The organism is Shimia thalassica (genome assembly GCF_001458215.1).
Lineage (GTDB): Bacteria > Pseudomonadota > Alphaproteobacteria > Rhodobacterales > Rhodobacteraceae > Shimia > Shimia thalassica.
Window position 1 is genome coordinate 72,131 of the sequence record NZ_CYTW01000001.1, and the last position, 23,380, is coordinate 95,510.

Consider the following 23,380-nt stretch of genomic DNA (forward strand, 5'->3'; position numbering starts at 1 on the left):
ATTTCGCAAGCCGAATCCCCTAGTCGGAGTGAAAGAGATTAAAGGCCTTGCGCATGACCGTCGGGATGTCCGTTGGGCTAAAGTCTTCAAGTGGAAGGAAGTGTCCCACAGCAGGTTCTCTTTCCATCGGAACCAGCGCTGTCTTTACGGTCAGGCGCAGATGGAAATGGGTGAATGTGTGCCTTGCTTCGCCGTTCAGGGTTTTCCATTCCGCGCGAATGGGGGCTTGGTGCTTTGGGGCCTCCTTTTCGACCCACTCGGACCCCGGCCAGCCCAACATGCCCCCCAACAGCCCCTTGTCGGGGCGCCGCTCGAGCAGTAGGGCGCCGTCAACGCGGCGCGTAATATACACAACACCAAACCGGATCGGCTTGGGCTTCTTTGGTGTCTTCTTTGGCAGGTCAACCGCGGTTCCTGCCAACCTTGCCTGACATGCAGGACGCCACGGGCAAATGCCGCAGGCCGGATTGCGGGGCGTGCAGATGGTTGCGCCAAGATCCATAACGGCTTGGGCATAGTCGCCAGCCCGTTCCAAAGGGGTGAGGGACTCAGCCAGAGCTGTCAGCTCGGGTTTGGCTGCAGGCAGGGGCGTGTGCACATCATAGAGCCGCGCCATCACGCGTTCGACGTTCCCGTCAACCACGACCGAGCTTTTATCAAAGGCAATCGCCGACACGGCCCCTGCCGTATAAGGACCGACGCCGGGCAGTTCGAGAAGGGCGTCGACGGTATCGGGAAAGACGCCGCCCTTTTCATTGGCAACAACACGCGCGCATTTGAGCAAATTGCGAGCGCGCGCATAATACCCAAGCCCCGCCCACTCGGCCATGACGTCTTCGTCTTGTGCATCCGCAAGGTCGCGCACGGTGGGCCAGCGTTTGGTGAAACGTTCGAAATAGTCTTTCACGGCCGCGACTGTGGTTTGCTGAAGCATGATTTCTGACAGCCAAATCCGGTAGGGATCGGGAATCACGCCGTTCGCCCTGTCCTTTGGGCCGACACGCCACGGCATTTTGCGGGCGTGGTGGTCGTACCACTCAAGCAAAACCTCAGAAGAAGGCTGATCACGCAAGTTTTATACCCCGCTTTGTCCGGTTTCGCTGGCACCCTGCCGCGCGCCCACTAAAATAGCGCTGAACCGGAGGATGCAAGACACCACATGCGCCGAACCACCACCAAAGGCTTTGCCCGCACGTCATCGTTGCTGAGGGAACGCATTCGCGAGACGGGTGAAACCCGTGGTTTCGCGGTGACGCGTGTTTTGACGCATTGGACCGAGATCGTGGGCGAAGATATGGCATCGATCTGCCGGCCTGTTGATGTGAAATATGGCCGCCAGGGTTTGGGGGCAACTTTAACCGTGCTGACAACCGGTGCGCAGGCTCCGATGTTGGAAATGCAGAAAGACAAGCTGCGCGCCCGCGTAAACCAGGTCTATGGCTATAATGCGATTGAACGGCTGCGCATTACCCAAACCGCCTCGACAGGCTTTGCCGAAGGGCAGGCCGTTTTCGCGCACAAGCCAAAGGCCAAACCAAAGAACGTAACACCGGAAATCCGAACCGAAGCGGCCCGTATGGCGCAAACGGCACAGGACTCCGATCTGCGAGATGCGCTTGAACGGCTGTCTCGCAATTTCCTGACAAAGACAAACCGCTAAGAAAGGTTCTTCGATGAATCGTATCATCCCCATCGCGATCGTTGCTGTGATCGCTGCTGCCGGCGCCGGATTCTGGTTTAGCCAGTCAAATGGCGAAGCCCACGCCGAACAGACACAGATTCAGTCGAGCGGATCGTCAAGCGACGATGCAGCAATGGCTGATACCTCTGGCGTTATCGAAATGGTCATGGGCTCGGATGATGCCCCTGTCACGATCATTGAATACGCGTCGTTCACCTGTCCACACTGTGCCACCTTCCATGAAGGTGTGCTCAAGCCGCTCAAGGCGGACTATGTCGAAACGGGAAAAGTGAAGTTCATTTTCCGCGATGTCTATTTTGACCGCTTCGGACTGTGGGCCTCGATGGTGGCGCGCTGTGCCGGGCCTGAAAAATTCTTCGGGATGGCTGACCTTCTGATGAAGGGTCAAAGCGAATGGACCCGTGCAGGTGACCCTGTCGCAATCGCAGGAGAATTGCGCAAGGTCGGACGACTTGCCGGTATTGAAGACGAGAAGCTGCAGGCTTGCATGCAAGACGAAGACAAAGCCAAGTCCCTGGTCGCATGGTACGAAAAGAACGTTGCCAAGGACGACATCTCGGGCACGCCTTCATTGATCATTGACGGCGAAAAGCACTCGAACATGAGCTATGCGGATCTCAAAAAGCTGATCGACGACAAGCTGGCCCAGTAACCCTGAATTCTTCGGGCGAGGCGCAATCAGCCTTGCCCGGATAAAACCTTGTCGAGAAGGTGGTCTATGTCTGACCAGTCCTCGATCTCCAAACGCACAGGCAAGGTCAGAACCTTGGACCGGAATCCGGAAGGAAGCCGGACAGCGTCTTTTTCCGTCGTGACAAGCTGTGCACCGAATCGGCGGGCATCCGTTTCCAACCGGTTCATCAGAGCTGGTGTTAAAGGCTGGTGATCTTCCAACGCTTCGGCATGGATCAGATGCGCGCCCTGAGCCTGCAACGTGGCAAAGAACTTTTCGGGGTGACCAATTCCGGCGAAGGCCAGAAAAGGTGTTCCGGTCCAGTCCATACCCATTTCCAGAACGGCAAGATGTCCCTTTGCATGAGGCAGAGGGATGTGGCGGCTCCATTGCGCCGCAAAACGGTTCTGGGCCTGCGCGTCGCCAATCGACAAAACGATGTCGGCCCGTTTCAGGCCAACATCAACAGGTTCGCGCAGTGGCCCCGCCGGAATGCAGCGCCCGTTTCCAAACCCTTTGTTCGCATCGACCACGATGACCGAGGCGTCTTTGTGCAACGACGGGTTTTGAAACCCGTCATCCATGAGGATGATATCTGCACCAGCAGATTCCGCCGCTTTGGCGCCCTGTTCACGGTCCTTTGCAATCCATGCAGGTCCAAACGCCGACAGCAATAAAGGCTCGTCGCCGACCTGATCCGCAGTATGCTGGCGCTCGTCCACTTGCAGCGGGCCTTTCAAAGATCCGCCATAACCGCGAGAGACAACATGCGGGGTCAACCCGCGCGCCTGAAGTCGCTGTAGCAGGGCAATGGTTGTCGGCGTCTTGCCGGTCCCTCCGGCGTTGAGGTTTCCAACGCAGATAACGGGGACATTGCAACGATGGGCCGTACCGTTCCCTTTGGCGAGGCGTTGTGCCGTTGCGCGCGCATAAATCGTCCCGAGAGGTGCCAAAAGACGTGCCCGCCAGTCAGGGGCGTCAGGTGCGGTATCCCAAAAACGCGGTGCGCGCATTACGAAGTCTCCTTGGCGTCTAACGCATCCTGTACCAGATTAATGATCTGATCTGAAACTTCTGCGCCTTCCGAAACTACCCGCCAGCCCGCGTGGGCCATCTGGGCGGCTCTGTCCGGAGCAGTGAGAAGTGCCAGCGCCGTGCCAAGGCTGTCTGCGTCACGCACGATGCGCGCGGCTCCTTCTTCAACAAGACGGGAATAGCTTTCAAGGTGCCTGCGCACACTTGGGCCATAAAGAATGGCAGATCCCAGCGCCGCAGGTTCAAACGGATTGCGCCCGCCCAGGCCGGACACCAACGAGCTTCCCATAAAGGTCACGGGCGAAATCCGATACCACAGGCCCAATTCGCGCGGGTCTGATCCCAAGAGAACTTGGGTGTTTCCATCGGGAAATTCGCCCTCGTCCCATTCCGCAATGCGCCACCCATCTTCAAGGCAGCGTTCCTTAAACAACGGGGCGTCTTCGGGCGCTTCCGGTGCCAACACCAGCAAAAGTCGGTGAGACAAACGTAGATTGCTGCGGTGTGCATCCAAAACAGCCCGCAATTCGCTGGGATGCAGGTGCGCACCAAACCAGACAGGACGGCCTTTAAGGGCCTCGCGCAGCTCTTCAAGGTCATCGGAGTTACACGGCAAGACCGAATGCTCTTCCAACAGCGGACCGGACTTTTGCACTGGGTGGCTATCCGAGAGCGTACGGCGAATACGCATGGCGGCGGTTTCAGAGTGGGCGAAGATTTTGTTAAAAAGTGCTAGGGTGCCTTTGACCGGCTCGAGCAACAGGCGCCAACGCGTGTGTTCCAGCCCGGGCTCGTCAGCGTCCAGCAGGAACAAAGGAATCTGGAGTTTGTGCGCCGCATCAATCAGTGAAGGCCGCAACCATGGACCAAGCCACAAACAGGCATCCGGTTTCCAGTGGTCCAGAAATGCGCGCGCATCGTTTGGATGTTCGCCCGGTGCCTCTTGCCAGATAACACCTTCGGGCAGTGACGGCGCAGGTCGACCCGGAGATGTTGTAATCAAAAGAGAGTGGCCCATGCGCTGGGCGCACAAGCGAAGCCCGAGTTGTATCAGGGCATTGGCGCGGTCCACATCTGCACAATGCAACCAGATCAGACATCCGTCAGGACGCGACGTGGATGTGTCAGGAGCGTGCGACACCTCCCGTCGGGCAAAGGCAAGATAGGCAGAAAGCCCTAGTGTCCGCGCCATAGGCTGGTGTTATCCGAGCTCTTCAGTCGAAGAGGCCGCGGCTTCTTCGTCGCGCAGACGGTGCAGGTGCGCAATGAAGTAACGCATGTGGGCATTGTCGACTGTGCGTTGGGCTTCTGCTTTCCAGGCGTCATGTGCGGCTTGGTAGTTCGGGAAAATGCCAACGATATGGATGTCGTCTACATCTTTGAAAACATTCTTGCTTGGGTCGACCAATTCGCCGCCAAATACGAGGTGCAAGCGCTGTGTCATGTAGGATCCTCCGAGGTTCGTGCGCAAACTATGAGGTTGCCGTAAAGGAGGCAAGGCCAAGCCTGCGGCAATTTCGGGCAGTTTGCAAAGGCCTCTACTGTTGACCTGTCGCTTATGATGCGGCACCTCGGAAGCCAAGACAGCGAGGCACTCCTGATGAAACCTTTCCTGATCCTGCAACTGCGTCCCGAAACAGAAGCGTCCGATGATGAATATCAGGCCATCCTGACCAAAAGTGGACTGTCCGCAGAGGATACCGTGCGCATCCGGTTGGATGTCGAAGACCTGCCTCGGGATTTGGAACTTGATGCGTTTTCCGGCGTGATTGTGGGCGGCGGGCCGGGATGCGTCAGCGATGCCCCCGACAAAAAGTCAGACATCGAAGCGCGTATCGAGGACGCGGTTTTGGGCCTAATGCCCGAGATTACAGGGAAAGACTTTCCGTTTCTGGGATGTTGTTATGGGATTGGCATTCTGGGGCATCACCTCGGGCGTACAGTGTCCAAAGAAAATTATTCCGAAGATGTCGGGGTCTCGGATTGTTCGATTACACCGGACGGCAGCAATGACCCGTTGTTGAAAGACATTCCTGACCGTTTTTTTGCGTTTGTCGGCCACAAAGAAGCGGTTCAACGATTGCCGGAAGGCTGCACGCACTTGGTGAGTTCACCAACGTGCCCGTATCAGATGATCCGGTTTGGTCACAATGTATACGCAACCCAGTTCCACCCCGAAGCCGACAGTGACGGATTTGAGGTGCGTATCGGGATTTACAAACACCGTGGCTATTTCCGCCCCGAGGATGCCGATGACCTTGTGCAGATGTGCCGGTCGGCCGATGTGCATGCACCGGAAAAAGTCTTGCGCAATTTTGTAGACGTTTATGCGCAGGACGCCTGACTCTGGGTTGTAAATCTCTATTCCGAAGTCGGAGAGGCGCTTTTGCCCAAAGGGCAGCAACCTCGGGTTACCGTGAAGAGCGTCTAGGAGGCAGAAAGCGCCTGTGTCAGCTGCGCATGTACGTCTTGCCCTCCGGCGACCATACCGGACAGGCGGGGATCGGGGTTGTTGAACAGCAGGGCTTTGCCAAATCGATCCGATGTGATCGCGCCAGCCTCGCGCAAAAGCAGATCACCGGCGGCAACGTCCCATTCCCACGTAGGTCGCAAGGTCAGCATCGCGTCATAGCGCCCTTCGGCCACAAGAGCGAGACGATAGGCAAGGGAAGGGCGGTGGCTGCGCGAAACATCGGGAACCGGCCCGTGCCAGTGCTGGGGTTGCATCACTGGCCGAGCGGCCAGAAGGGACGCACCGGTCAAGGCCGAGCGCATGCTCGGTGAAATCGGCGCGTTGTTCATAAACGCACCCTTGCCTGTTTCGGCGTGATACAACTTGTCCCGCATCGGCAGGAACACCACCGCCGCAGTCACGACGCCTTGTTCCGCGATGGCCAAAGAATGCGCCCAAGTGTTTGAGCCTTCGATAAAGCTGCGCGTGCCATCAATCGGATCAATGATGAACACACGTTTCGCGGCTTGCCGGTCCGTGTTGTCCAACGATTCTTCGCTTAGCCAGCCATAATCCGGGCGGGCGTTCCGAAGCTTGTCTTCAAGCATTTCGTTGACGGCAAGGTCGGCCTCGGTGACAGGGCCGGCTCCGTCCGGTTTGTCCCACACGCGGGCCTGTGGTCCGGTAAAGCCACGCGCGATCCGGCCTGCCTCGTGGGCGGCGTCAATCAAAAGGGAAAGATCAGTTTCCAGCAAGCGTGAGACCTTCAACGAGCAGTGAAGGGACAACCCGAGACAGATGAGTGCGCGCGTCATTGGCAGGGATGAGATTGCGCAGCATGTCCCTCAGGTTCCCGGCAATCGTGCATTCGTTGACCGCATGTGTGATCTCGCCGTTCTCGATCCAGAGACCCGCAGCGCCGCGCGAATATTCGCCCGTTGTCGCGTTGATGGTCGAACCGATCATCGAGGTGACCAAGAGACCGGTGCCCATGTCACGGATAAGATCTTCGCGTGACGTGGTGCCTTGGGTCAGGGCAACGTTCCACGTGGTTGGCGATGGCGGAGATGCGACACCTCTTGCGGCGTTTGCCGTGGATGTCATGCCAAGCTTGCGGGCGTTCGCGAGGTCCAGTGTCCATCCGGTCAAAACGCCATCATCGACAATCGCGCGTTTACGCGTTTGCAACCCTTCGGCATCAAACGGGCGGCTTGAATCTATGCGGGGGCGGTAGGGGTCTTCAATCAGGCTTAGCCCTTTGGGCAGCACATCCTGACCCAAACAGTCGCGCAACCAAGAGGCACCACGGGCAATGCTTGCGCCATTTGCTGCGGCCAGCAAATGGCCGATCAAAGACGTTGAAATACGCTCGTCAAACAGAACCGGATAGGCGCCGGTTGGCGGCTGGATTGCATCCAGACGTGAGATGGAACGTTCCCCGGCCGACGTGCCTATTGCGGTTGGACTGCGCAGGTCAGACTGGAAAATGCGGCTATCCCCGTCATAGTCCCGCTCCATTCGGTCACCTTCGCCGGCAATGGCAACACAAGATGTGGCGCGGCTGGTTCGGGCATATCCACCGGAAAATCCGTTTGTGGCAGCAAGGTGGACTTGCGTCGCACTGTATCCGGCGACTGCGGTCTGAACCTGTGTGACACCCCTGACGGCAAACGCAGCAGCTTCTGCCTCGGCGGCATCCGCCAAAAGCTCTTGGGGGTCTGGTTCTTGCGCCGGGTCGGACAACTCTAGCGCCGCAATATCCCAGTTGGTTGCAATCTGTTCCGGATCGGCCAGACCGATATAGGGATCTTCAGGCGCTTCTTTGGCCATGGCAACCGCGCGTTCGGCCATTGTCGCGAGGGTCTGGGGAGAGGCGTCGGACACAGACACATTGGCCTGACGCTGTCCGATCAGCACACGAAGGCCAAGGTCGATGCCTTCCGAGCGTTCCGCCTGTTCGAGTGCATTGCCACGCACATCGATAGAAACCGAGGTCCCCTGTATCGCCATCGCGTCGGCTGCGTCTGCGCCTGCATTCAAAGCGGCATCAAGCATGGCCTGCGCGAGGTTTTCCAGTTTCATACTCATTCCCGTTCTTTGCGACCTAGCGGCCTTGGGCCGAAAGTTATTCTGATGTTTGTTCTGAGGTAGACCGCACAGCGGGTCCGCGCAAGTGTTTGGCAGAAAATGGGCCGCCCTGCTTTGGCAGAACGGCCCGAAATGCAGCGTTGAAAGGCGTTACTGGATACGTTGTCCGTTGGCCAGAACATGCCCTTCGGCATTGATCTCGATCACCGACTCCAGATCATCTTCTCCGACAGGAACCGAGAACATGCCCATCATCATGCGACCGGCCATGGCCTGATCATCTGGCAACAGACCCATGGTCACAAGGTTGTCGATCAGGGCGTTGGCCCCTTTCAGTTTCAGGTTCAGGGCGCCTTCGGGACGTGGAATGCCATCAAAGCTGGACATGTCTGTGTTGTCGAACGTGAATGCCCCGTCCCCCGAAAGACGCGCGCCTGCGATTTCGAGCAGCATGCTCTTGAGGTTCAGGCTGTTCAATTCGCCCGGCGCGTCCATCTCTGCTGTGGCCTCGTCTACCAGATCGGCAAACAGGGTAACTTTGCCAGCGAGGTCAAAAGACAACGTGGCCGGATCACGTGGCAGCACACCGGATGGATCGATCATGCCCCAGAGCATTTCGGAAACGGTCAATCCTCCAAGCGTCAGTTCCATTGCGACGTCTTGTTGTCCTTCTCCTTTGAGAAGGGGCATCTTGATGCGATAGGACACTTCGGACATTTCGGCATTGATCGGCAGGGGAACACCACCACCCAAAACCATTGCAGTCACATCGCGCGCTTGTCCGGAATAGTCAAAACCGTTGATGCCGAATTCTACACCAAGATTGCTGGTCGCTGAGGCAAGATCGGCGCTAAAGGGTCCTTCGTTGTCGGCCCCTTCAATACGCATTGTGGCGGGACCTTGTGTAAAGGTGCCTTCAAAAGCAAATCCATCGTTCAAAAGAGCCGCCGGGTCGTCGGTGCTCTCCATGGCGGGAACGGTTCCGCTGCCTTCGAAATTGATCCCCTGAACGTCGGCTTCCATTTTGAAACTGCCCGATTCAGGCTCTTGTGCGCTTAATTCGTAAGTCAGCGCACTGGCGGTCATCTTCTGGACCATCTTGGTCATTTCGCCCTCTTCGATCTCGGATGTCCCTTTCAGTTCATCCAGAGACATCGTGAGGTCGACATCTTCCGAGGGCGCGCCATCAATCAGCAGACGGGTCAGCTCGGCGGTGACATTTGCGAAACTATAGACATAGTTCAGCGCCTCCGGAGACCCCGACGCCACAACGGACGGTCCCGTATAGGACAGGGTCACCTGCATGTCCGTCTTTTCGCCTTCGACCTCTGTCATAATGTCGATTGGCATCGTGGCGGGCAAGTCGATTGAAACTGTGCCATCCCCTTGATCTTTCAAGAGAAGACTTCCCAGCGCAGCCCGTATCGTGCTGTCCTCTTCTGGCATTTCGACAGTCATAACAATGTCACGGATCGCAAGCGTGTCGCCTTCGTCCGTTTCAGTAGCACTGACTTCATAGCCAAAGTCGGTCATTCTATTGAGCCAGTTATCCCAAACTTCGCGTGGGCTAACGTCAGCTACGGCCGCTGTGGAAGACAGCAAAGCGGCCAGCGTTCCTGCGCCAGCAATACTTTTCCATTTAATCATTTGGAGCCACTCCATTAAATAAGCTGCTCTTAACTTCGGACTCTGCGAAGGAAGGGTCAAGGGGGGCTGGCACTGGACGGCGGCATTTGTCCGGTCTAGGTCTGTGTGGCAAGCAGGTCATGGAGGACAAAATGACAGACGTTCAGGGAAAAACCGTACTGATCACAGGCGCGAGCCGTGGCATTGGCGAAAGCGCAGCGCGCGTCTTTGCCGAAGCGGGCGCAAATGTCGTTTTGGTGGCGCGCAGCGCCAATGACATAACCCGCATTGCAGATGAAATTGGCGAAAAGGCCTTGGCAGTGACATGCGATGTGTCGAACTTTTCCGAGGTTGAAGCCGCGGTTGCAAAGGCCGTGGAAACCTTTGGTGGCGTTGATATCCTTATCAACAACGCTGGCGTGATCGAGCCGATTTCGCACCTGTCTACATCCGACCCCGAAGGTTGGGCCAAAGTCATCGATATCAACGTCAAAGGCGTTTACTATGGAATACGCGCGGTCCAGCCGATGATGGAAGCAAACGGAGGCGGATCCATCCTGACGATCTCGTCCGGCGCGGCGCATGGCCCTGTTGAGGCATGGAGCCATTATTGCACGTCAAAAGCGGCTGTTAATATGTTGAACCGGTGCGTCGACAAAGAAGCCCGCGACAAGGGAATCCGCGCGATTGGCCTGTCCCCCGGGACTGTTGCAACCGAGATGCAACGCGAAATCAAATCAAGTGGCGTAAACCCTGTGAGCAAGCTGGACTGGTCCGATCACATCCCGCCGGAATGGCCGGCAAAGTGCCTGTTGTGGATGTGCGGTCCGGGTGGCGATGACTGGCTTGGCGATGAAATATCGTTGCGTGACGAGAGCATCCGCAAGGCGGTGGGCCTGATATGATCGATCTGGTCAAAGAAGACAGCGGTCTTTGGATCGCAACAATCAACCGCCCTGACAAAGCCAACTCACTCACCCATGAGATGTTGAGCGAACTGGCCGATATTGCAGAAGCCGCCCAAGAGGCGCGGGTCTTGGTGTTGACGGGCGCTGGCAAAGTGTTTTCGGCTGGCGCCGATCTGGACGAAGCGCGCGCAGGTCTGGCGACCTCGGATGTGTGGGAACGTCTGTCTGGCAATATCGCGCGTTTGCCAGGGCTGACGATTGCAGCTTTAAACGGCACCCTTGCGGGCGGGGCCATGGGAATGGCTTTGGCCTGTGATCTGCGTTTGGCGGTGCCAACGGCCAAGTTTTTCTATCCGGTCATGAAACTGGGTTTCCTGCCTCAGCCCTCTGATCCGGCACGTATGGCGGCGCTGATCGGACCAAGCCGCGCAAAGCTGATCTTGATGGGCGGGCAGAAAATTCTGGCGCAAGAGGCGCTGCAGTTCGGTTTGGTTGATCAACTGGTTGAGCCTGATGCGTTGCTTGAAACAGCACGTAGCATTGCTTCGGATACGTTGGCGGCAAAACCTGACATCGCGCGTGGCATCAAAAACCTTTGTGCGTAACGCCTTGGTCTAAAGGCGCGCGGGAAACACCCAAATCACGTCGCTAACGCTTGCGGCGTTTCTTGGGTGTTTTCGAGTGATAGGCCGGAGGGCGTTTGGCGACCCATGCGATGAACTTTGCAAGGCGGGGATGTTCCTTCAAAGCCGGGACAGTGGAAAAGTTGCGGGCGAGATCTGCTTCGCTGAGCGTGGCATGGATTTCGTTGTGGCATATCTGATGCAACAGAACGGTTGGCCCACCCTTGCCGCCCTTTAACTTCGGGACGAGATGATGCTCGCTTTGCTTCGCGTTTGGCGGAATGGGTCTGTCACATAAGGGGCAAATCGGGTCTGACAATGGGTTTCTCTTGAGTCCGAATGGGGTGTCAGGCAAGAAGATGGCGTAAGGTTGTGTTTTCTCAAGAGGTTCGGGTGTGGATACAGATGTAATCATCGGTCAGGGTGTTGTTTACTTTGAACAGGCATGGGGCTTTGCCAAAGGCTGGCTTCTGAGCCCTGCGGCGTGGACGCAGTTTGGATTGCTTGTTGTGGCTTATGTCGCGGCACTGTTTGTGACGCGCAAAATCCTACCTACTGTTCAAAAGTTTCTGACGCCAGCCGAAGACCAGGACACCTATCTGGCCAAGGCGCGCAGGTTTGTCCTGATGTTTGCACCGCTGGTTTTGCCACTATTAGCCTATGCGCTGACGGGGATCGGCGAAAGCGTGACGCGATCTGTGTTTGGATCGGGCGAGGTGATCGCCTTTGGCAAACGCGTGTTCATGTTCCTTGCAGCACGTATCCTTGTCCGCGAAATCATTACCGATCCATTGATGAAGGTTTTGGGGCGCTACCTTCTGGTGCCCATTGCAGGTCTTTATGCCCTCGGCTTCCTTGACGAGGTTATGCTGAAACTGGACGAGACTGTGGTGCCTCTGGGCAACCTGTCTTTCTCGCTTTTGTTCCTGATCCGGTTCGTTCTTGTCGGCGGTGCCATTTTCTGGCTGGGCCGCTGGTCGAACGAACAGTCATCAAGCTTTATCAAAAACCAGTCCGAGATGCGTCCGGCGATGCGAGAGCTGACGGCCAAAACGGCAGAGATTGCCATTTTTGGCGTCGCGTTTTTGCTGCTCATGAACATTATGGGAATCTCGCTGACCTCCTTGGCAGTGCTGACCGGTGCGATTGGTGTTGGTCTTGGGTTTGGCCTGCAAAAAATTGCCTCCAACTTTATCTCGGGCATCATCCTGTTGCTCGAAGGGCAGGCGACCGTGGGGGACTATGTCGAGTTGGACGGAGGTGAAGCCGGAACCATCGTCAAAATGACCGCACGCGCCGCGATCCTTGAAACCTATGACGGTAAATGGATTGTTGTGCCGAACGAAGATTTCATCACGACACGTGTGGTGAATTACTCTGACAGCGGTTCGGCCAACCGGTACGAGGCGCCGTTCTCGGTCAGCTATGGCACCGATATCAACCTTGTTCCGGATATCGTAGAGGCAGCCGTGGCCGAGAATCCGGATGTCTTGAAAGACCCGTTCCCGCCGGACTGTGAATTGCGCGGGTTTGGCGACAGCGGTGTCGATTTTGCGGTCGAATTCTGGGTCAACGGGATCGATGACGGGCGGCACAAATACACCTCGGATGTCTTGTTCCGTATCTGGAATGCGCTCAAGGACAATGGCATCGAAATTCCATATCCACACCGTGTGGTTGAATTGCGCGACACACGAAAGAATCCCGATACATGAAAACGGCTTTGGTCATCGGGGCCGGACCTGCGGGTTTAATGGCGGCAGATGTCATGTCTGCGGCTGGCATGCGGGTGATTGTCGCTGATGCCAAACCTTCGGTGGCCCGCAAGTTTTTGATGGCTGGGAAATCGGGGCTGAACCTGACAAAGGATGAACCCTTTGATCAGTTTTTGTCAGCCTACGAAGAAGCAGTGCCAGCGCTTGAACCGATGTTGCGGGCCTTTGGCCCAAAGGACATCGTTGCGTGGGCAGAAACGCTGGGACAAGAAATGTTTACCGGCACGTCGGGGCGTGTTTTTCCAAGGGTAATGAAGGCGTCTCCTTTATTGCGCGCATGGTTAACGCGGTTGGCAGAGCAAGGGGTGGAAATTCGCACCCGTTGGCGTTGGACTGGCTGCCAAGATGGCTTTGTGTTTGAAACGCCTGAAGGGCGTCAGGTTCTTGATCCCGATGTAACCGTTCTGGCGTGCGGTGGGGCCAGCTGGTCACGTCTTGGATCGGATGGAGTTTGGGCCGACTTGCTTAAAGACGCCACCACGCCTTTTCTGCCCGCAAACATGGGCTTCGAGGTCGACTGGTCCACACATATGGTCAAACACTTTGGCGCGCCGGTTAAAGGCGTGTCGCTGTCCGCCGGAGAACAATGTGTTCGGGGAGAGTTTGTCGTGTCTGAACGCGGCGTTGAGGGGGGAGGCATTTATGCCGTTTCTCGGCGTTTGCGAGAAGGGGCTGACCTGACGGTCGATTTGTTACCTGATCTCGGCGAACAGGTCATTCGGCAACGGCTGTCAAAGCCACGTGGCAAAGCCAGTTTGGCAAACCACCTTCGCAAGGTTTTGAAACTGGACCCCGTAAAGCAGGCCTTGCTAATGGAGTTCGCGAAACCCTTGCCGGACGATCTTGCCCCAATTCTCAAGGCATTGCCGGTTCGTTTGTCTGGGCCACGCCCAATAGATGAGGCGATTTCAACGGCGGGTGGTGTGCGGTTCGATGCCTTGACCGACGGGCTCATGCTGGCAGAGACGCTCGGCGTCTTTGCAGCCGGAGAAATGTTGGATTGGGAAGCCCCGACAGGGGGATATCTTTTGACTGCCTGTATCGCAACCGGGCGCTGGGCTGGACAGCATGCGGTGCGCTATGTCGCGGATGAGGCCAAATAAAAGAGGCCAGACAAACCTGTCCGGCCTCGTAGTTTTCTCACGTCAGCTCACCGCCAAAGGCGTTATCCGGATGTGAGTTTCTGATACGCATCCCGTGCGCGGCATCGTTTGAGGTACGCCTTGAGGTCCTCGTTGTCAGACGGGAACTTTGCCGATTTGGCCCATGTTCCGCAGTGGCACAAAATGATGTCGGGAATCGTAAACGTGTCCCCCATCAAAAACGGTCCTTTGCAGCGTTTCATCAACCGGTCAACGTTGCGGCCAAATTCCCATTTTGCGGGGTGGCGGATCTCGGGGACGCGCTGCTCTTCCGGAAGGGTAAAGTTGTGTCGCGTCGCAATCCAGAGAACCGAGTCGATCTCGTCAAGGATACAGTTTGTGAGGGCATCCTGATGTGCGCGCTCGATTGTACCGGCAGGAAAGGTCAATGCGCCGTGTTTGTCAGCGAGATAGGTCATGATGGCGGTCGAATCCGTCACAATCTCGTCGCCGTCCTTGAGCACCGGAATTTTACCTGACGGGTTCAAGGCCAGAACGTCTTCGGATTGCGGGGCTGCCTTGTTGACTTTGTATGGTTGACCCAGCTCTTCCAAAAGCCAGATCACGCGAAAAGCGCGGCTGGTGGGGCTTCCCAGGACTTCGTACATTTTTTTCCTCCCAATGACTTACGTGAAGGGTACAGCGTGCAAGGTGGCACGCAACCCGCGAGTATGGCGACGTTGGGTAAAAGAGGTGACGGTCCCCTAGCGGCGTGACAGCATGGCCAAGCGTAAAAACATACGTTCGACCAAAGCCATGGCAGGCGCGGTTTGCCCTGCCGAGCGCAGCATAAGATCGGTGTCCGTCAGAATCGTGAGCGCTTGTTCCAGCTTTGCCGCACCCCAACCTTGTGCCTGTCGCAGCATCCGGTCTCGTCGCGGTCCGAAAATGGGGGGGCGCATGCGGGCAATACCAGCAGACGCGCCACCTGGATCGGAGGCCGCAGTATAGAGCGCGCGAAAATGCCGTGTGGCGCCGATGCATAGTGTTACGGGTGTGATGCCTTGTGATTGCAGCTTGCGCAGGACGGGGCCCAGTTCCGCAGCGCGGCCCTCGGCCACAATGTTCAACACATCATCCAGCGCGGCCTCGGTCGAGGTCGGCGCACAGTTCACAATGTCTTCGCTGGTGACGGGCGCGGCATCGTTCAATTTGTACAAAGCCAGCTTTTCGAGTGTCTGGCGAAAATCTCCGGGGTCCAGTTCACGTGCAAGATTGGACAGATCGGTCATCGCATCACGCTCGACCTCTCTGAGGCCAGACCGTGCCAGCTCGGCTTCTATCTCTTCGCGCGTCGGCGGGTCGTTGTAGATCCCGACGGCATAGGCGTTGCTGTGCCCTTCAAAGGCTTTTCGAACCTTGGAGGTTGCCTTGAGTTGGCCCGCGGTCACGACGATCTGTGCATCGCCCGGTGCCCAGTCTTCCAATGCGGCCAGAATGGCCGGGGCCGCAGTATCTGTTGCATCTTCGACAAAGGCTACACGCGGGCCGGGGAAAAAGCTGATTTCCTTGGTGGCGTCCAGCAAGAGGGAAGGTTCTTTTCGAAGATTGCCTGCCGGAATGCGCGACAGTCGCATTTCCTCTTCGCCTTCAGGCCCGATCAACGCGGTGATGACTTCCTGACGTTTCAGGGAAACGCGCATGGTGTCAGGGCCATAGATTAGCAGGCCGGTCCGGGATGGGTCCGGTTTAGCGAAATATTTGTTGGCGTCGCGCGCGCTCAGCTTCATTGCGGGTTTGCAGCGGCATAGGCCAGAAGCTGTGCCATAATCTGATCGGTCAGGATGACGCTCAAACGCTCATATGCGTCCGTTTCCGCAGCCAGCGTGTCGACGGTTGTGCCGGTTGTTGAGTAGCCGGTGAAGTTTTCGACTTTACCACTCGTCAGGACCTCTTTGGTTTCAAGATCCCTCAGTGCATATGTTGCCGTTGCCAGAAGATCATAGCGGGAGGTGATGCCGCTGATTGATTTGGCGATGCTGCGCTGTTCTGTCTGCAATGACACGGACAGACCATAGATGCCTTGGGGCGTGCGCCCCAAACGATCTTCCAGTTCACGCACCACAAGATACGACACGTTGTCCGTAGGTTCATCGACAACTGTTTGCCCCAGAAACGCAGAAGCGGTGCCGTTGGTGCCATAAGACGGCGTAAAGCCACACCCGGCCAGCGCAAGGCTGGCCGCGCCAAACATCACAAAAGACCTGCGATTAGATAACGACATTCACAATCCGACCGGGGACAACGATCAATTTTTTGGGCTGGGCCCCATCCAGCGCCTTGGCGACAGCTTCGTGGGCGAGGGCGATTTTTTCAACCTCTTCCTTCGGCATATCTTTGGGTACGCTGATTTCCGCGCGACGCTTGCCGTTGATCTGGATCGGAAGGGTCACATTGGCTTCGACCAGCATGGAATCGTCGGCTTTTGGCCACGCGGCGTCAATCACAAGACCTTCGCCACCCAGCATGCCCCATATTTCCTCAGACAGGTGAGGGGTCATCGGTGACATCAGTTGTGCAAGTGTCCGAGTCGCTTCGCGTTTTGCGTCTTTGCCGGCCTTGGACTTTGCAAGGGTGTTGGTGAAGGCGTAGAGCTTGGCGATTGAGGCGTTAAAGCCGAAGCTTTCGACGCCCAAGGTCACATCGCGGATGGCTTTGTGCATTTCGCGCAACAGGTCTTCGTCGCCTTGGCCCGTGCCTTCGGGCATGTCCGCAACATCTGTTGCGATGCGGTGAACCCGTGCAAGGTGCTTGGCCGAAGCTTCCGCGCCAGAGGCCGTCCATTCCACGTCACGTTCGGGAGGCGAATCCGACAGAACGAACCAGCGTGCGGTATCGGCACCATAAGACGAGATGATCGCAAGCGGATCGACCACGTTGTTTTTCGACTTCGACATTTTTGCGGAAGGAATCACGGTGATTTTTTCACCGGTTTCTTTCACAACCGTTTCGCCGTCGCGTTCTTCGACTTCGTTTGGATAGTGATAAATCGCGCGGCCGTTTTCGTCGGTCCGTTCGGCATTCTTATAGATCGCGTGGGTCACCATGCCTTGGGTGAACAAGGCGTCGAACGGTTCTTTCGATTTTTCTGGCAAATGCCCCGTGATGTTCATCGCACGCGCAAAGAAGCGCGAATAGAGCAGGTGCAAAATCGCGTGTTCGATCCCGCCGATGTATTGATCGACGTTCATCCAGTATTCGGCTTCGACCAGATCGGTTGGTGTGGTGGCACGTGGTGCAGTGAAACGGGCAAAATACCAAGACGAATCCACGAAGGTGTCCATGGTATCGGTTTCACGCTGGGCCGGTGCGCCACAGGTCGGGCAAGAGCAATCGCGCCACGTCGGGTGGCGGTCCAGCGGGTTGCCGGGAACGGAAAAGTCGATTGGCTTGCCACCTTCGTCATAGGGCAGTTCAATCGGCAGATTTTCTTTCTTTTCGGGCACCACGCCACATTTTTCGCAGTGCACAACAGGGATCGGACACCCCCAATATCGCTGTCGGGACAGGCCCCAATCACGCAGTCGATATTTGGTAACGCCTTCGCCCCATCCGGCCTTTTCGGCGAAATCAACGGTCGCGTTGATGGCGTCTTCTCCGGTGGCTTCGTCAAGGCCGGCAAAATGGTTCACCCATTTCACTTTTTCCGACTTTGGCGGCACAAATGCTTCGGCTTCGACCGGTGTCGGATTGTCGAGTGCAAAGAAGGTGTCGATGACGGGCAGGTCGTATTTGCGACAGAAATCAAGGTCACGCTGGTCATGCGCTGGGCAGGCAAAGATTGCGCCTGTGCCATAATCCATCAGGATGAAGTTGGCGATCCAGACCGGCAGTTCCCAATCCGGGTTCAGCGGATGTTTGACCCGGATACCAGTGTCGTAGCCCAGCTTGGGCGCCGTTTCGATCGCCTCTTCCGTGGTGCCACCCTTGCGGCATTCCGCGAGGAACTCGGCCAGTTCCGGATTGCCCTCTTCCAGCTCTTTGGAAATCGGGTGGTCAGGCGAAATACCAACAAAAGACGCCCCCATCAGGGTATCTGGTCGCGTGGTATAAACGGTGATGGGCTCTTCGCCGTCCACACGTTCAAAGCCAAACTGCAGACCGCGCGATTTGCCGATCCAGTTTTCCTGCATCAGGCGCACCTTGGCAGGCCAGTTTTCCAGATCGTCCAATGAAGACAGCAATTCTTCGGACATGTCCGAGATTTTAAAGAACCATTGGGTCAGTTCGCGACGTTCCACAAGTGCGCCAGAGCGCCAGCCACGGCCGCCTTCAACTTGCTCGTTGGCCAGAACCGTCATGTCGACCGGGTCCCAGTTCACAACGGCGTTTTTGCGATAAACCAGTTCCTTGTCGAGCATATCAAGGAACAAGGCCTGTTGTTGGCCGTAGTATTCGGTGTCACAGGTCGCAAACATACGTGACCAGTCGAGCGACAGGCCAAGCGGCTTCATCTGTTCAACCATCGTGTCGATGTTGGCATAGGTCCAGTCTTTGGGGTGCCCGCCCGACGCCATCGCGGCGTTCTCGGCTGGCATGCCAAAGGCGTCAAAGCCCATTGGATGCAGTACGTTATGACCCGTGGACATCTTATAACGCGCGATCACATCGCCCATTGTATAGTTACGGACGTGGCCCATATGAAGCTTGCCCGACGGGTAGGGAAACATCTCCAGCACATAGTATTTGGGCTTGGATTCGTCACGAACAGCTTTGAACGTTTCGGACGTGACCCAGGCTTCTTGCCATTTGGCTTCGATTTCAGCAGCAGAATAGCGCGACATATTGGGTCACCTTTCCTTAGTATGCAGGCAATACGGCGTTTTCAGGGGTGATATGCGTCTGAACGCTTGCGGTCTAGGGGGCGAGCGCGTCAAAATGAAAAAAGACGCGCTATAATCATGGCTGAACTCCGCTATAGTGACCGAAGGCCTGTTTCTGAAAGCTTACAGATGAACATTCTTTTTATTCACCAAAATTTTCCCGGGCAGTTCAAACATCTGGCACCGGCCCTTGCCGCACGTGGACACAAAGCTGTTGCCCTAACATTGCGTGTCAAAGAACCAACAACGTGGAATGGCGTACAGATTCTGCCCTATGGGCTGAAAAGAAAGCCATCACAGGGGCTTCATCCCTGGCTTGTGGATTTCGAATCGAAGTTACTGCGCGGTGAATCCTGTTATGTCGCCGCAAAACAGCTCAAGAGCGGCGGGTTCAATCCGGATGTGATTGTCGCGCATCCCGGATGGGGCGAGTCGATGTTTCTCAAGGATCTGTGGCCCGAGGCGCGGATCGGTCTGTTTTACGAGCTCTATTATAGTGGTTCCAAAGGCGATACGGGCTTTGACCCTGAATTCCCTGTGAAATCTTCGGAAACCGAGTCGATGCGGCTGCGTTTGAAGAATATGAACAATTTCATGCATCTGGAAGTTGGCGATCTGGGCATCAGCCCAACCGAGTTTCAGGCAGATACCTTCCCGCCAGAGTTCCGCAAGCGGATCAGCGTGATCCATGACGGCATCGATACCAAAGTGGTCGTTCCCAATCCGGATGTCACCTTTACGCTGGGTGATGGCCAGATTCTAACGCGTCAGGATGAGGTGATCACCTTTGTGAATCGCAACCTCGAACCTTATCGCGGTTATCATGTGTTTATGCGTGCCTTGCCAGAGTTGCTTAAATCGCGTCCGAATGCTCAGGTTCTTTTGGTTGGCGGGGACGAGGTCAGCTATGGCTCGCGTCCTCCGGCCGGTCAGACGTGGAAGCAGATATTCATTGATGAGGTGCGCGGGCGTATTCCGACCTCGAGCTGGAATCGTGTGCATTTTCTGGGGCGTATCCCATATGACCAGTTCCTTTCATTGCTTCAGATCAGCAAGGCGCATGTCTATCTGACTTATCCCTTTGTGCTGAGTTGGTCGTTGATAGAAGCGATGAGCGCTGGTGCGCCAATTGTGGCCAGCGATACCGCGCCTTTGCACGAAGCGATTACGCACGAAAAAACAGGCCTTCTGTTCCCCTTCTTTGACGGAGAGGCGCTTGTTGCCAATGTGAATCGTGTGCTGGATGATCCCGAGCTTGCCGCCGAGATGGGAAAAGCTGCGCGCGCGCTGGCTGTTGAAAAGTATGATCTCGAGACCGTGTGCCTTCCGCAGCAGCTCGAATGGATCGAGCGTTTGGCGAACATGAAGGCGGGCGAATTCACTTACTAGACGCCGTGTTCACAAAAAAGGGCGCCACTTGGCGCCCTGATGATGTGCTGGATGAGAAGCGCTTAGAGCTTCCCGTCTGAGATCCGCAGTTGCCGTGCACGGGTCAGGATCGCATCTTCGACCGCTTTGACGGTGCCTGCTGCAACCGGTGCGCCGCCGCTGGTCTGCATCGCAACGTGCAGCGCGCGCGCATCAAGCGAGGGGTCTCTGATATATACGGTGGCGCGATACGAACGACCGCCACCCGGTGGGCGACCGTAACCAGTTACAATCACGCCGGAAAACGGATCAACAGATTGGATAGGAAGAAAGTCGAGAACTTCCAGGGACGCGGCCCAAAGGTATTTGTTTACGCGCAGGGTGATGTCAGAATCATCAGATCCGAACAAATCCCAGATCGACGCACCTTTTTCACCGGTGACCTGATCGCTTTCGATGGGATTACCCACATCTTCTCTGTTCAGGTACGCATCTGCACCTGAACTCGCACCCGTCGCGTTGCGATTGTTGCCACATGACGCAAGCGCAATCAAAGCCACGCTAACTGCCAATGCCCCAAAGAAACGGTTCTTCTTCATCGTTCTTGCCCAGATCTTTGCTTTGATACCGTCCTATCCAACAGAGCGGGCATCGGCAAGGGATTTAAAGAATTTCACCCTTTGAAGGGTCGGAAACCGTCTGTGTGCGGGGTCTGCGAGATTTTTTGCCCCTTGTGCGACGGAAACCGTTTGGCCGTGCGTTGGTAAGGTATCTCCAGATGCCTTCCAGAGGTCGAGTGTTGCAGCCAGGCATCATTTTTAGGGCAATGTTTGAAATTTAGATTTAAACGATGCTTTAAACATTGCTTTAAAAGAGCCGTTGTTCCAGTAAGTCTCTTGTCCCCTGGCGGTTCTTCGCTTTGGGCTTTTGAATTCGAACAAGCGAGTACACAGCTATGAAAAAAGTTCTCTTCGCTACGACTGCTCTTGTTGCAACCGCAGGCGTTGCCGCAGCAGACGTAACCTTTGGCGGCTACGGCCGTTTTGGCGTTTACTATGATGAAGGCGCTGCCAACGAAACCACCATTGAAAGCCGTTTCCGTCTGGTCGTAACTGCGACTGCTGAATCGGATAACGGTCTGTCGTTTGGTGCGCAAATCCGCTACCAGGCTAACGAGCACGCTGACGGTTACAGCACTCGTACAGCTGGCTTCAACACACCCCGCTTCTGGGTTTCGACTGGTCCGTTCACCGTATCGGTTGGTCAAACTCTGGGTGCTCTGGAATTCATGCCAGGTGCATATGCCGGTTCGATCGGTCTGACTGGTCTGGGTTACCACAACGTTCTGTACACCTATGGCGGCGCTGATGCGTACTCTTCAGGTTCGAGCGGCCGTCAGGGTGTTGACGTTCTGTACGCTTCGGGCAACTGGGGTGTTCACCTGTCCTACTCGCCTGACCAAACCACTCAAAACACTGGTTTGACCGACACAAACGAGCGTATTGCCGGTTATGTGTCTTACACAATGGCGAACTACACCTTCGCAATTGGTGGACAATCGTCTGACGCGGCTGGCGACACTGACGCAGTTGTAACTGCAGCAGGTACATGGGGTAACCTCGAAGCCACTCTGATGTATGCTGACAACGGTGCAAACGACGATGCTTATGGTGTCGGCGCAACTTACCAAGTTGGTTCGGCGACCTACATCAGCGGTTATGTCACCCAAAACAACGATCCTGCTGTCGATGACACATATGCAGGTATCGGTTTCCAGCACCGTCTTGGCGGCGGCACCTTCCTTGAAGGCGGCGTAGTTGATGCAGCTGGCACAACCAAAGCTGACCTTGGTCTGCGTTTCTCGTTCTAATCCAGAACGGAATCACTTGTCACGGAGCGCTGCAACAGGCGTTCCGTGGCAAATTCGACAAAATTGGATGAGTTGAAAGCTAAGACACGATTGGCGGAAAGCCGCCGAGAAAAACCTCGATTTCCCTTGTTTCCCTAAGTCTTGCTCGGGCGGGATGGTTTGCGGATGGCCAAACTGTGGCATCCCTGCACCATATCCTGCCACTTTGTGCATCGCTATGATGCCCAAGCTTGCAATGAGACCCCGAAAAGAGCGACAGACTACGGCATACCCTTTCCGGATGGACCGGTTTGGGCGCATGAATTGGAAAACCGAGGGAAAAACTATGAAAAAAGTTCTCTTCGCTACGACTGCTCTGGTCGCAACCGCCGGTGTTGCAGCCGCAGACGTCACCTTCGGCGGCTTGGGCCGTTTTGGTATCTACTATCAAGAAGGCGCAGCTAACGAAACAACCATCGAAAGCCGCTTCCGCTTGATCGTTACTGCAACTGCAGAATCGGACAACGGTCTGACTTTTGGTGCACAAGTTCGTTACCAAGCTAACGAGCACGCTGACGGCTACAGCGCACGCACAGGCGCTTTCAACACCCCACGTTTCTGGGTGTCGACAGGCCCATTCACTGTTTCGGTTGGTAACACTCTGGGTGCCATCGAGAACATGCCTAACATGTACACAGGTTCGATCGGTCTGACCGGTCTGGGCTATGCAAACGTTGTTTATAACTTCGGTGCAGATGCGTACACTTCGGGTTCGACTGGTCGCCAAGGTATCGACGTAATCTATTCGTCGGGCAACTGGGGCGTTCACCTGACTTACTCGCCTGACCAAACTACCCAAAACACTGGTCTGACCGACACTAACGAGCGTATCGCTGGTGCCGTTTCTTACACCATGGGTAACTACACATTCGCAGTTGGTGCACAATCTTCGGACGTCGTTGGCGACACCGATTTTGCTGTAACCATCGGCGGTTCGTGGGGCAACCTTGACGCTGCTCTGCAGTATGCAGACAACGGCGCAAACGACGACAAGTACGGCGTAGCATTCAACTACCAAGTTGGTTCGGCTACATTCATCCGTGGCTACGTAAACCAAGACAACAACCCAGCTGTTGACGACACCAATGCAGGTATCGGCTTCCAACACCGTCTCGGCGGCGGCACCTTCATCGAAGGTGGTGTAGCTGATCTGGCCGGCACAACTCGCGCCGACCTGGGTCTGCGTTTCTCGTTCTAATTTAGAACAAGAAGCAACCTAATGAGAGGGCAGGTCTTCGGACCTGCCCTTTTCTTTT

At 56.0% G+C, this 23,380-nt stretch carries 23 protein-coding genes; 10 read left to right on the forward strand and 13 right to left on the reverse strand.

Translation table 11 applies throughout. The features are described from left to right. Positions 1 to 19 precede the first annotated feature (19 nt). A complete protein-coding gene (gene mutY / locus PH7735_RS00265; protein WP_058309345.1) occupies positions 20 to 1,072 on the reverse strand; it encodes an A/G-specific adenine glycosylase in 1,053 nt (350 codons plus the stop codon). Between the two features lie 87 nt (positions 1,073 to 1,159). On the opposite strand from mutY, the gene PH7735_RS00270 reads away from it, so the two are divergent. Together PH7735_RS00270 and PH7735_RS00275 are read left to right on the forward strand one after the other, a co-directional pair. Then, positions 1,160 to 1,660, forward strand: coding sequence for a DUF721 domain-containing protein (locus PH7735_RS00270; protein ID WP_058309346.1), 501 nt, complete (start codon positions 1,160 to 1,162; stop codon positions 1,658 to 1,660). A 13-nt stretch (positions 1,661 to 1,673) separates the two neighbouring features. Next, positions 1,674 to 2,354 carry a DsbA family protein gene (locus PH7735_RS00275; RefSeq protein ID WP_058309347.1) on the forward strand — a complete coding sequence of 227 codons (681 nt, stop codon included), beginning with the start codon at positions 1,674 to 1,676 and terminating at the stop codon, positions 2,352 to 2,354. A gap of 26 nt (positions 2,355 to 2,380) precedes the next feature. On the opposite strand, the gene lpxK is transcribed toward PH7735_RS00275, so the two are convergent. From lpxK to PH7735_RS00290, 3 genes are read right to left on the reverse strand one after another with little or no spacing between them, the layout of a single operon-like run. Next, entirely contained in the window at positions 2,381 to 3,388 is a 1,008-nt protein-coding gene (lpxK, locus tag PH7735_RS00280) for a tetraacyldisaccharide 4'-kinase (protein WP_058309348.1), read from the reverse strand. Further along, positions 3,388 to 4,602 (reverse strand): 3-deoxy-D-manno-octulosonic acid transferase, encoded by a 1,215-nt coding sequence (locus PH7735_RS00285; RefSeq protein ID WP_058309349.1) that lies wholly within the window; start codon positions 4,600 to 4,602, stop codon positions 3,388 to 3,390. The genes lpxK and PH7735_RS00285 overlap by 1 nt, the downstream gene beginning before the upstream one ends. Before the next feature lie 9 nt (positions 4,603 to 4,611). After that, complete coding sequence (locus PH7735_RS00290; protein ID WP_058309350.1) at positions 4,612 to 4,854, reverse strand: DUF4170 domain-containing protein; 243 nt, start codon at positions 4,852 to 4,854, stop codon at positions 4,612 to 4,614. A 156-nt stretch (positions 4,855 to 5,010) separates the two neighbouring features. Here PH7735_RS00290 and PH7735_RS00295 point away from each other — a divergent pair, with 156 nt between their 5' ends. Further along, the gene (locus PH7735_RS00295) at positions 5,011 to 5,754 is read left to right on the forward strand and encodes a glutamine amidotransferase (RefSeq protein ID WP_058311070.1); all 744 of its coding nucleotides are present in this window, start codon (positions 5,011 to 5,013) and stop codon (positions 5,752 to 5,754) included. 83 nt (positions 5,755 to 5,837) lie between these two features. On the opposite strand, the gene PH7735_RS00300 is transcribed toward PH7735_RS00295, so the two are convergent. From PH7735_RS00300 to PH7735_RS00310, 3 genes are all read right to left on the reverse strand, one after another. Beyond that, the gene (locus tag PH7735_RS00300; RefSeq protein ID WP_058309351.1) at positions 5,838 to 6,617 is read right to left on the reverse strand and encodes a 3'(2'),5'-bisphosphate nucleotidase CysQ; all 780 of its coding nucleotides are present in this window, start codon (positions 6,615 to 6,617) and stop codon (positions 5,838 to 5,840) included. Further along, positions 6,604 to 7,950: a TldD/PmbA family protein gene (locus PH7735_RS00305; RefSeq protein ID WP_058309352.1), complete on the reverse strand. Its 1,347-nt coding sequence runs from the start codon at positions 7,948 to 7,950 to the stop codon at positions 6,604 to 6,606. Before PH7735_RS00305 ends, PH7735_RS00300 begins: the two co-directional genes overlap by 14 nt. A gap of 150 nt (positions 7,951 to 8,100) precedes the next feature. Then, a complete protein-coding gene (locus tag PH7735_RS00310; RefSeq protein ID WP_158503145.1) occupies positions 8,101 to 9,597 on the reverse strand; it encodes a DUF2125 domain-containing protein in 1,497 nt (498 codons plus the stop codon). Between the two features lie 131 nt (positions 9,598 to 9,728). Here PH7735_RS00310 and PH7735_RS00315 point away from each other — a divergent pair, with 131 nt between their 5' ends. Beyond that, positions 9,729 to 10,481, forward strand: coding sequence for an SDR family oxidoreductase (locus PH7735_RS00315; protein WP_058311071.1), 753 nt, complete (start codon positions 9,729 to 9,731; stop codon positions 10,479 to 10,481). Further along, entirely contained in the window at positions 10,478 to 11,089 is a 612-nt protein-coding gene (locus PH7735_RS00320) for an enoyl-CoA hydratase/isomerase family protein (RefSeq protein WP_058309354.1), read from the forward strand. The genes PH7735_RS00315 and PH7735_RS00320 overlap by 4 nt, the downstream gene beginning before the upstream one ends. A 43-nt stretch (positions 11,090 to 11,132) precedes the next feature. Here PH7735_RS00320 and PH7735_RS20935 read toward each other — a convergent pair whose 3' ends face one another. Then, positions 11,133 to 11,426 (reverse strand): HNH endonuclease, encoded by a 294-nt coding sequence (locus tag PH7735_RS20935; protein WP_082645173.1) that lies wholly within the window; start codon positions 11,424 to 11,426, stop codon positions 11,133 to 11,135. A gap of 76 nt (positions 11,427 to 11,502) precedes the next feature. Here PH7735_RS20935 and PH7735_RS00325 point away from each other — a divergent pair, with 76 nt between their 5' ends. Both PH7735_RS00325 and PH7735_RS00330 read left to right on the forward strand, forming a co-directional pair. Beyond that, entirely contained in the window at positions 11,503 to 12,822 is a 1,320-nt protein-coding gene (locus tag PH7735_RS00325) for a mechanosensitive ion channel family protein (RefSeq protein ID WP_058309355.1), read from the forward strand. Then, positions 12,819 to 13,985, forward strand: coding sequence for a TIGR03862 family flavoprotein (locus PH7735_RS00330; protein ID WP_058309356.1), 1,167 nt, complete (start codon positions 12,819 to 12,821; stop codon positions 13,983 to 13,985). Before PH7735_RS00325 ends, PH7735_RS00330 begins: the two co-directional genes overlap by 4 nt. A 62-nt stretch (positions 13,986 to 14,047) precedes the next feature. Here PH7735_RS00330 and PH7735_RS00335 read toward each other — a convergent pair whose 3' ends face one another. From PH7735_RS00335 to leuS, 4 genes are all read right to left on the reverse strand, one after another. Next, positions 14,048 to 14,632 (reverse strand): glutathione S-transferase family protein, encoded by a 585-nt coding sequence (locus PH7735_RS00335; protein ID WP_058309357.1) that lies wholly within the window; start codon positions 14,630 to 14,632, stop codon positions 14,048 to 14,050. 96 nt (positions 14,633 to 14,728) lie between these two features. Beyond that, entirely contained in the window at positions 14,729 to 15,754 is a 1,026-nt protein-coding gene (gene holA, locus PH7735_RS00340) for a DNA polymerase III subunit delta (RefSeq protein WP_058309358.1), read from the reverse strand. Beyond that, the gene (lptE, locus tag PH7735_RS00345; RefSeq protein WP_082645083.1) at positions 15,751 to 16,248 is read right to left on the reverse strand and encodes an LPS assembly lipoprotein LptE; all 498 of its coding nucleotides are present in this window, start codon (positions 16,246 to 16,248) and stop codon (positions 15,751 to 15,753) included. Before lptE ends, holA begins: the two co-directional genes overlap by 4 nt. Next, positions 16,235 to 18,808 carry a leucine--tRNA ligase gene (gene leuS / locus PH7735_RS00350; protein ID WP_058309360.1) on the reverse strand — a complete coding sequence of 858 codons (2,574 nt, stop codon included), beginning with the start codon at positions 18,806 to 18,808 and terminating at the stop codon, positions 16,235 to 16,237. Before leuS ends, lptE begins: the two co-directional genes overlap by 14 nt. Positions 18,809 to 18,976: 168 nt before the next feature. On the opposite strand from leuS, the gene PH7735_RS00355 reads away from it, so the two are divergent. Next, the gene (locus tag PH7735_RS00355; protein ID WP_058309361.1) at positions 18,977 to 20,236 is read left to right on the forward strand and encodes a glycosyltransferase family 4 protein; all 1,260 of its coding nucleotides are present in this window, start codon (positions 18,977 to 18,979) and stop codon (positions 20,234 to 20,236) included. 62 nt (positions 20,237 to 20,298) lie between these two features. Here the strand turns inward: PH7735_RS00355 and PH7735_RS00360 are convergent, their stop codons facing one another. Then, positions 20,299 to 20,814, reverse strand: a complete 516-nt coding sequence (locus PH7735_RS00360; RefSeq protein ID WP_058309362.1) for a DUF3576 domain-containing protein — start codon at positions 20,812 to 20,814, stop codon at positions 20,299 to 20,301. A 356-nt stretch (positions 20,815 to 21,170) separates the two neighbouring features. Between PH7735_RS00360 and PH7735_RS00365 the strand changes: the two genes are divergently transcribed. After that, positions 21,171 to 22,085, forward strand: a complete 915-nt coding sequence (locus tag PH7735_RS00365) for a porin (RefSeq protein ID WP_058309363.1) — start codon at positions 21,171 to 21,173, stop codon at positions 22,083 to 22,085. A gap of 325 nt (positions 22,086 to 22,410) precedes the next feature. Beyond that, the gene (locus PH7735_RS00370) at positions 22,411 to 23,322 is read left to right on the forward strand and encodes a porin (protein ID WP_058309364.1); all 912 of its coding nucleotides are present in this window, start codon (positions 22,411 to 22,413) and stop codon (positions 23,320 to 23,322) included. Positions 23,323 to 23,380 lie beyond the last annotated feature (58 nt).

Bases quoted from the DNA above. Each gene is read 5' to 3' on its own strand.
- PH7735_RS00270 (WP_058309346.1), top strand. From the start codon at position 1,160: ATGCGCCGAACCACCACCAAAGGCTTTGCCCGCACGTCATCGTTGCTG.
- PH7735_RS00275 (WP_058309347.1), top strand. From the start codon at position 1,674: ATGAATCGTATCATCCCCATCGCGATCGTTGCTGTGATCGCTGCTGCC.
- lpxK (WP_058309348.1), bottom strand. From the start codon at position 3,388: ATGCGCGCACCGCGTTTTTGGGATACCGCACCTGACGCCCCTGACTGG.
- PH7735_RS00285 (WP_058309349.1), bottom strand. From the start codon at position 4,602: ATGGCGCGGACACTAGGGCTTTCTGCCTATCTTGCCTTTGCCCGACGG.
- PH7735_RS00290 (WP_058309350.1), bottom strand. From the start codon at position 4,854: ATGACACAGCGCTTGCACCTCGTATTTGGCGGCGAATTGGTCGACCCA.
- PH7735_RS00295 (WP_058311070.1), top strand. From the start codon at position 5,011: ATGAAACCTTTCCTGATCCTGCAACTGCGTCCCGAAACAGAAGCGTCC.
- PH7735_RS00305 (WP_058309352.1), bottom strand. From the start codon at position 7,950: ATGAGTATGAAACTGGAAAACCTCGCGCAGGCCATGCTTGATGCCGCT.
- PH7735_RS00310 (WP_158503145.1), bottom strand. From the start codon at position 9,597: ATGATTAAATGGAAAAGTATTGCTGGCGCAGGAACGCTGGCCGCTTTG.
- PH7735_RS00315 (WP_058311071.1), top strand. From the start codon at position 9,729: ATGACAGACGTTCAGGGAAAAACCGTACTGATCACAGGCGCGAGCCGT.
- PH7735_RS00320 (WP_058309354.1), top strand. From the start codon at position 10,478: ATGATCGATCTGGTCAAAGAAGACAGCGGTCTTTGGATCGCAACAATC.
- PH7735_RS00330 (WP_058309356.1), top strand. From the start codon at position 12,819: ATGAAAACGGCTTTGGTCATCGGGGCCGGACCTGCGGGTTTAATGGCG.
- PH7735_RS00335 (WP_058309357.1), bottom strand. From the start codon at position 14,632: ATGTACGAAGTCCTGGGAAGCCCCACCAGCCGCGCTTTTCGCGTGATC.
- holA (WP_058309358.1), bottom strand. From the start codon at position 15,754: ATGAAGCTGAGCGCGCGCGACGCCAACAAATATTTCGCTAAACCGGAC.
- lptE (WP_082645083.1), bottom strand. From the start codon at position 16,248: ATGTCGTTATCTAATCGCAGGTCTTTTGTGATGTTTGGCGCGGCCAGC.
- leuS (WP_058309360.1), bottom strand. From the start codon at position 18,808: ATGTCGCGCTATTCTGCTGCTGAAATCGAAGCCAAATGGCAAGAAGCC.
- PH7735_RS00355 (WP_058309361.1), top strand. From the start codon at position 18,977: ATGAACATTCTTTTTATTCACCAAAATTTTCCCGGGCAGTTCAAACAT.
- PH7735_RS00360 (WP_058309362.1), bottom strand. From the start codon at position 20,814: ATGAAGAAGAACCGTTTCTTTGGGGCATTGGCAGTTAGCGTGGCTTTG.
- PH7735_RS00365 (WP_058309363.1), top strand. From the start codon at position 21,171: ATGAAAAAAGTTCTCTTCGCTACGACTGCTCTTGTTGCAACCGCAGGC.
- PH7735_RS00370 (WP_058309364.1), top strand. From the start codon at position 22,411: ATGAAAAAAGTTCTCTTCGCTACGACTGCTCTGGTCGCAACCGCCGGT.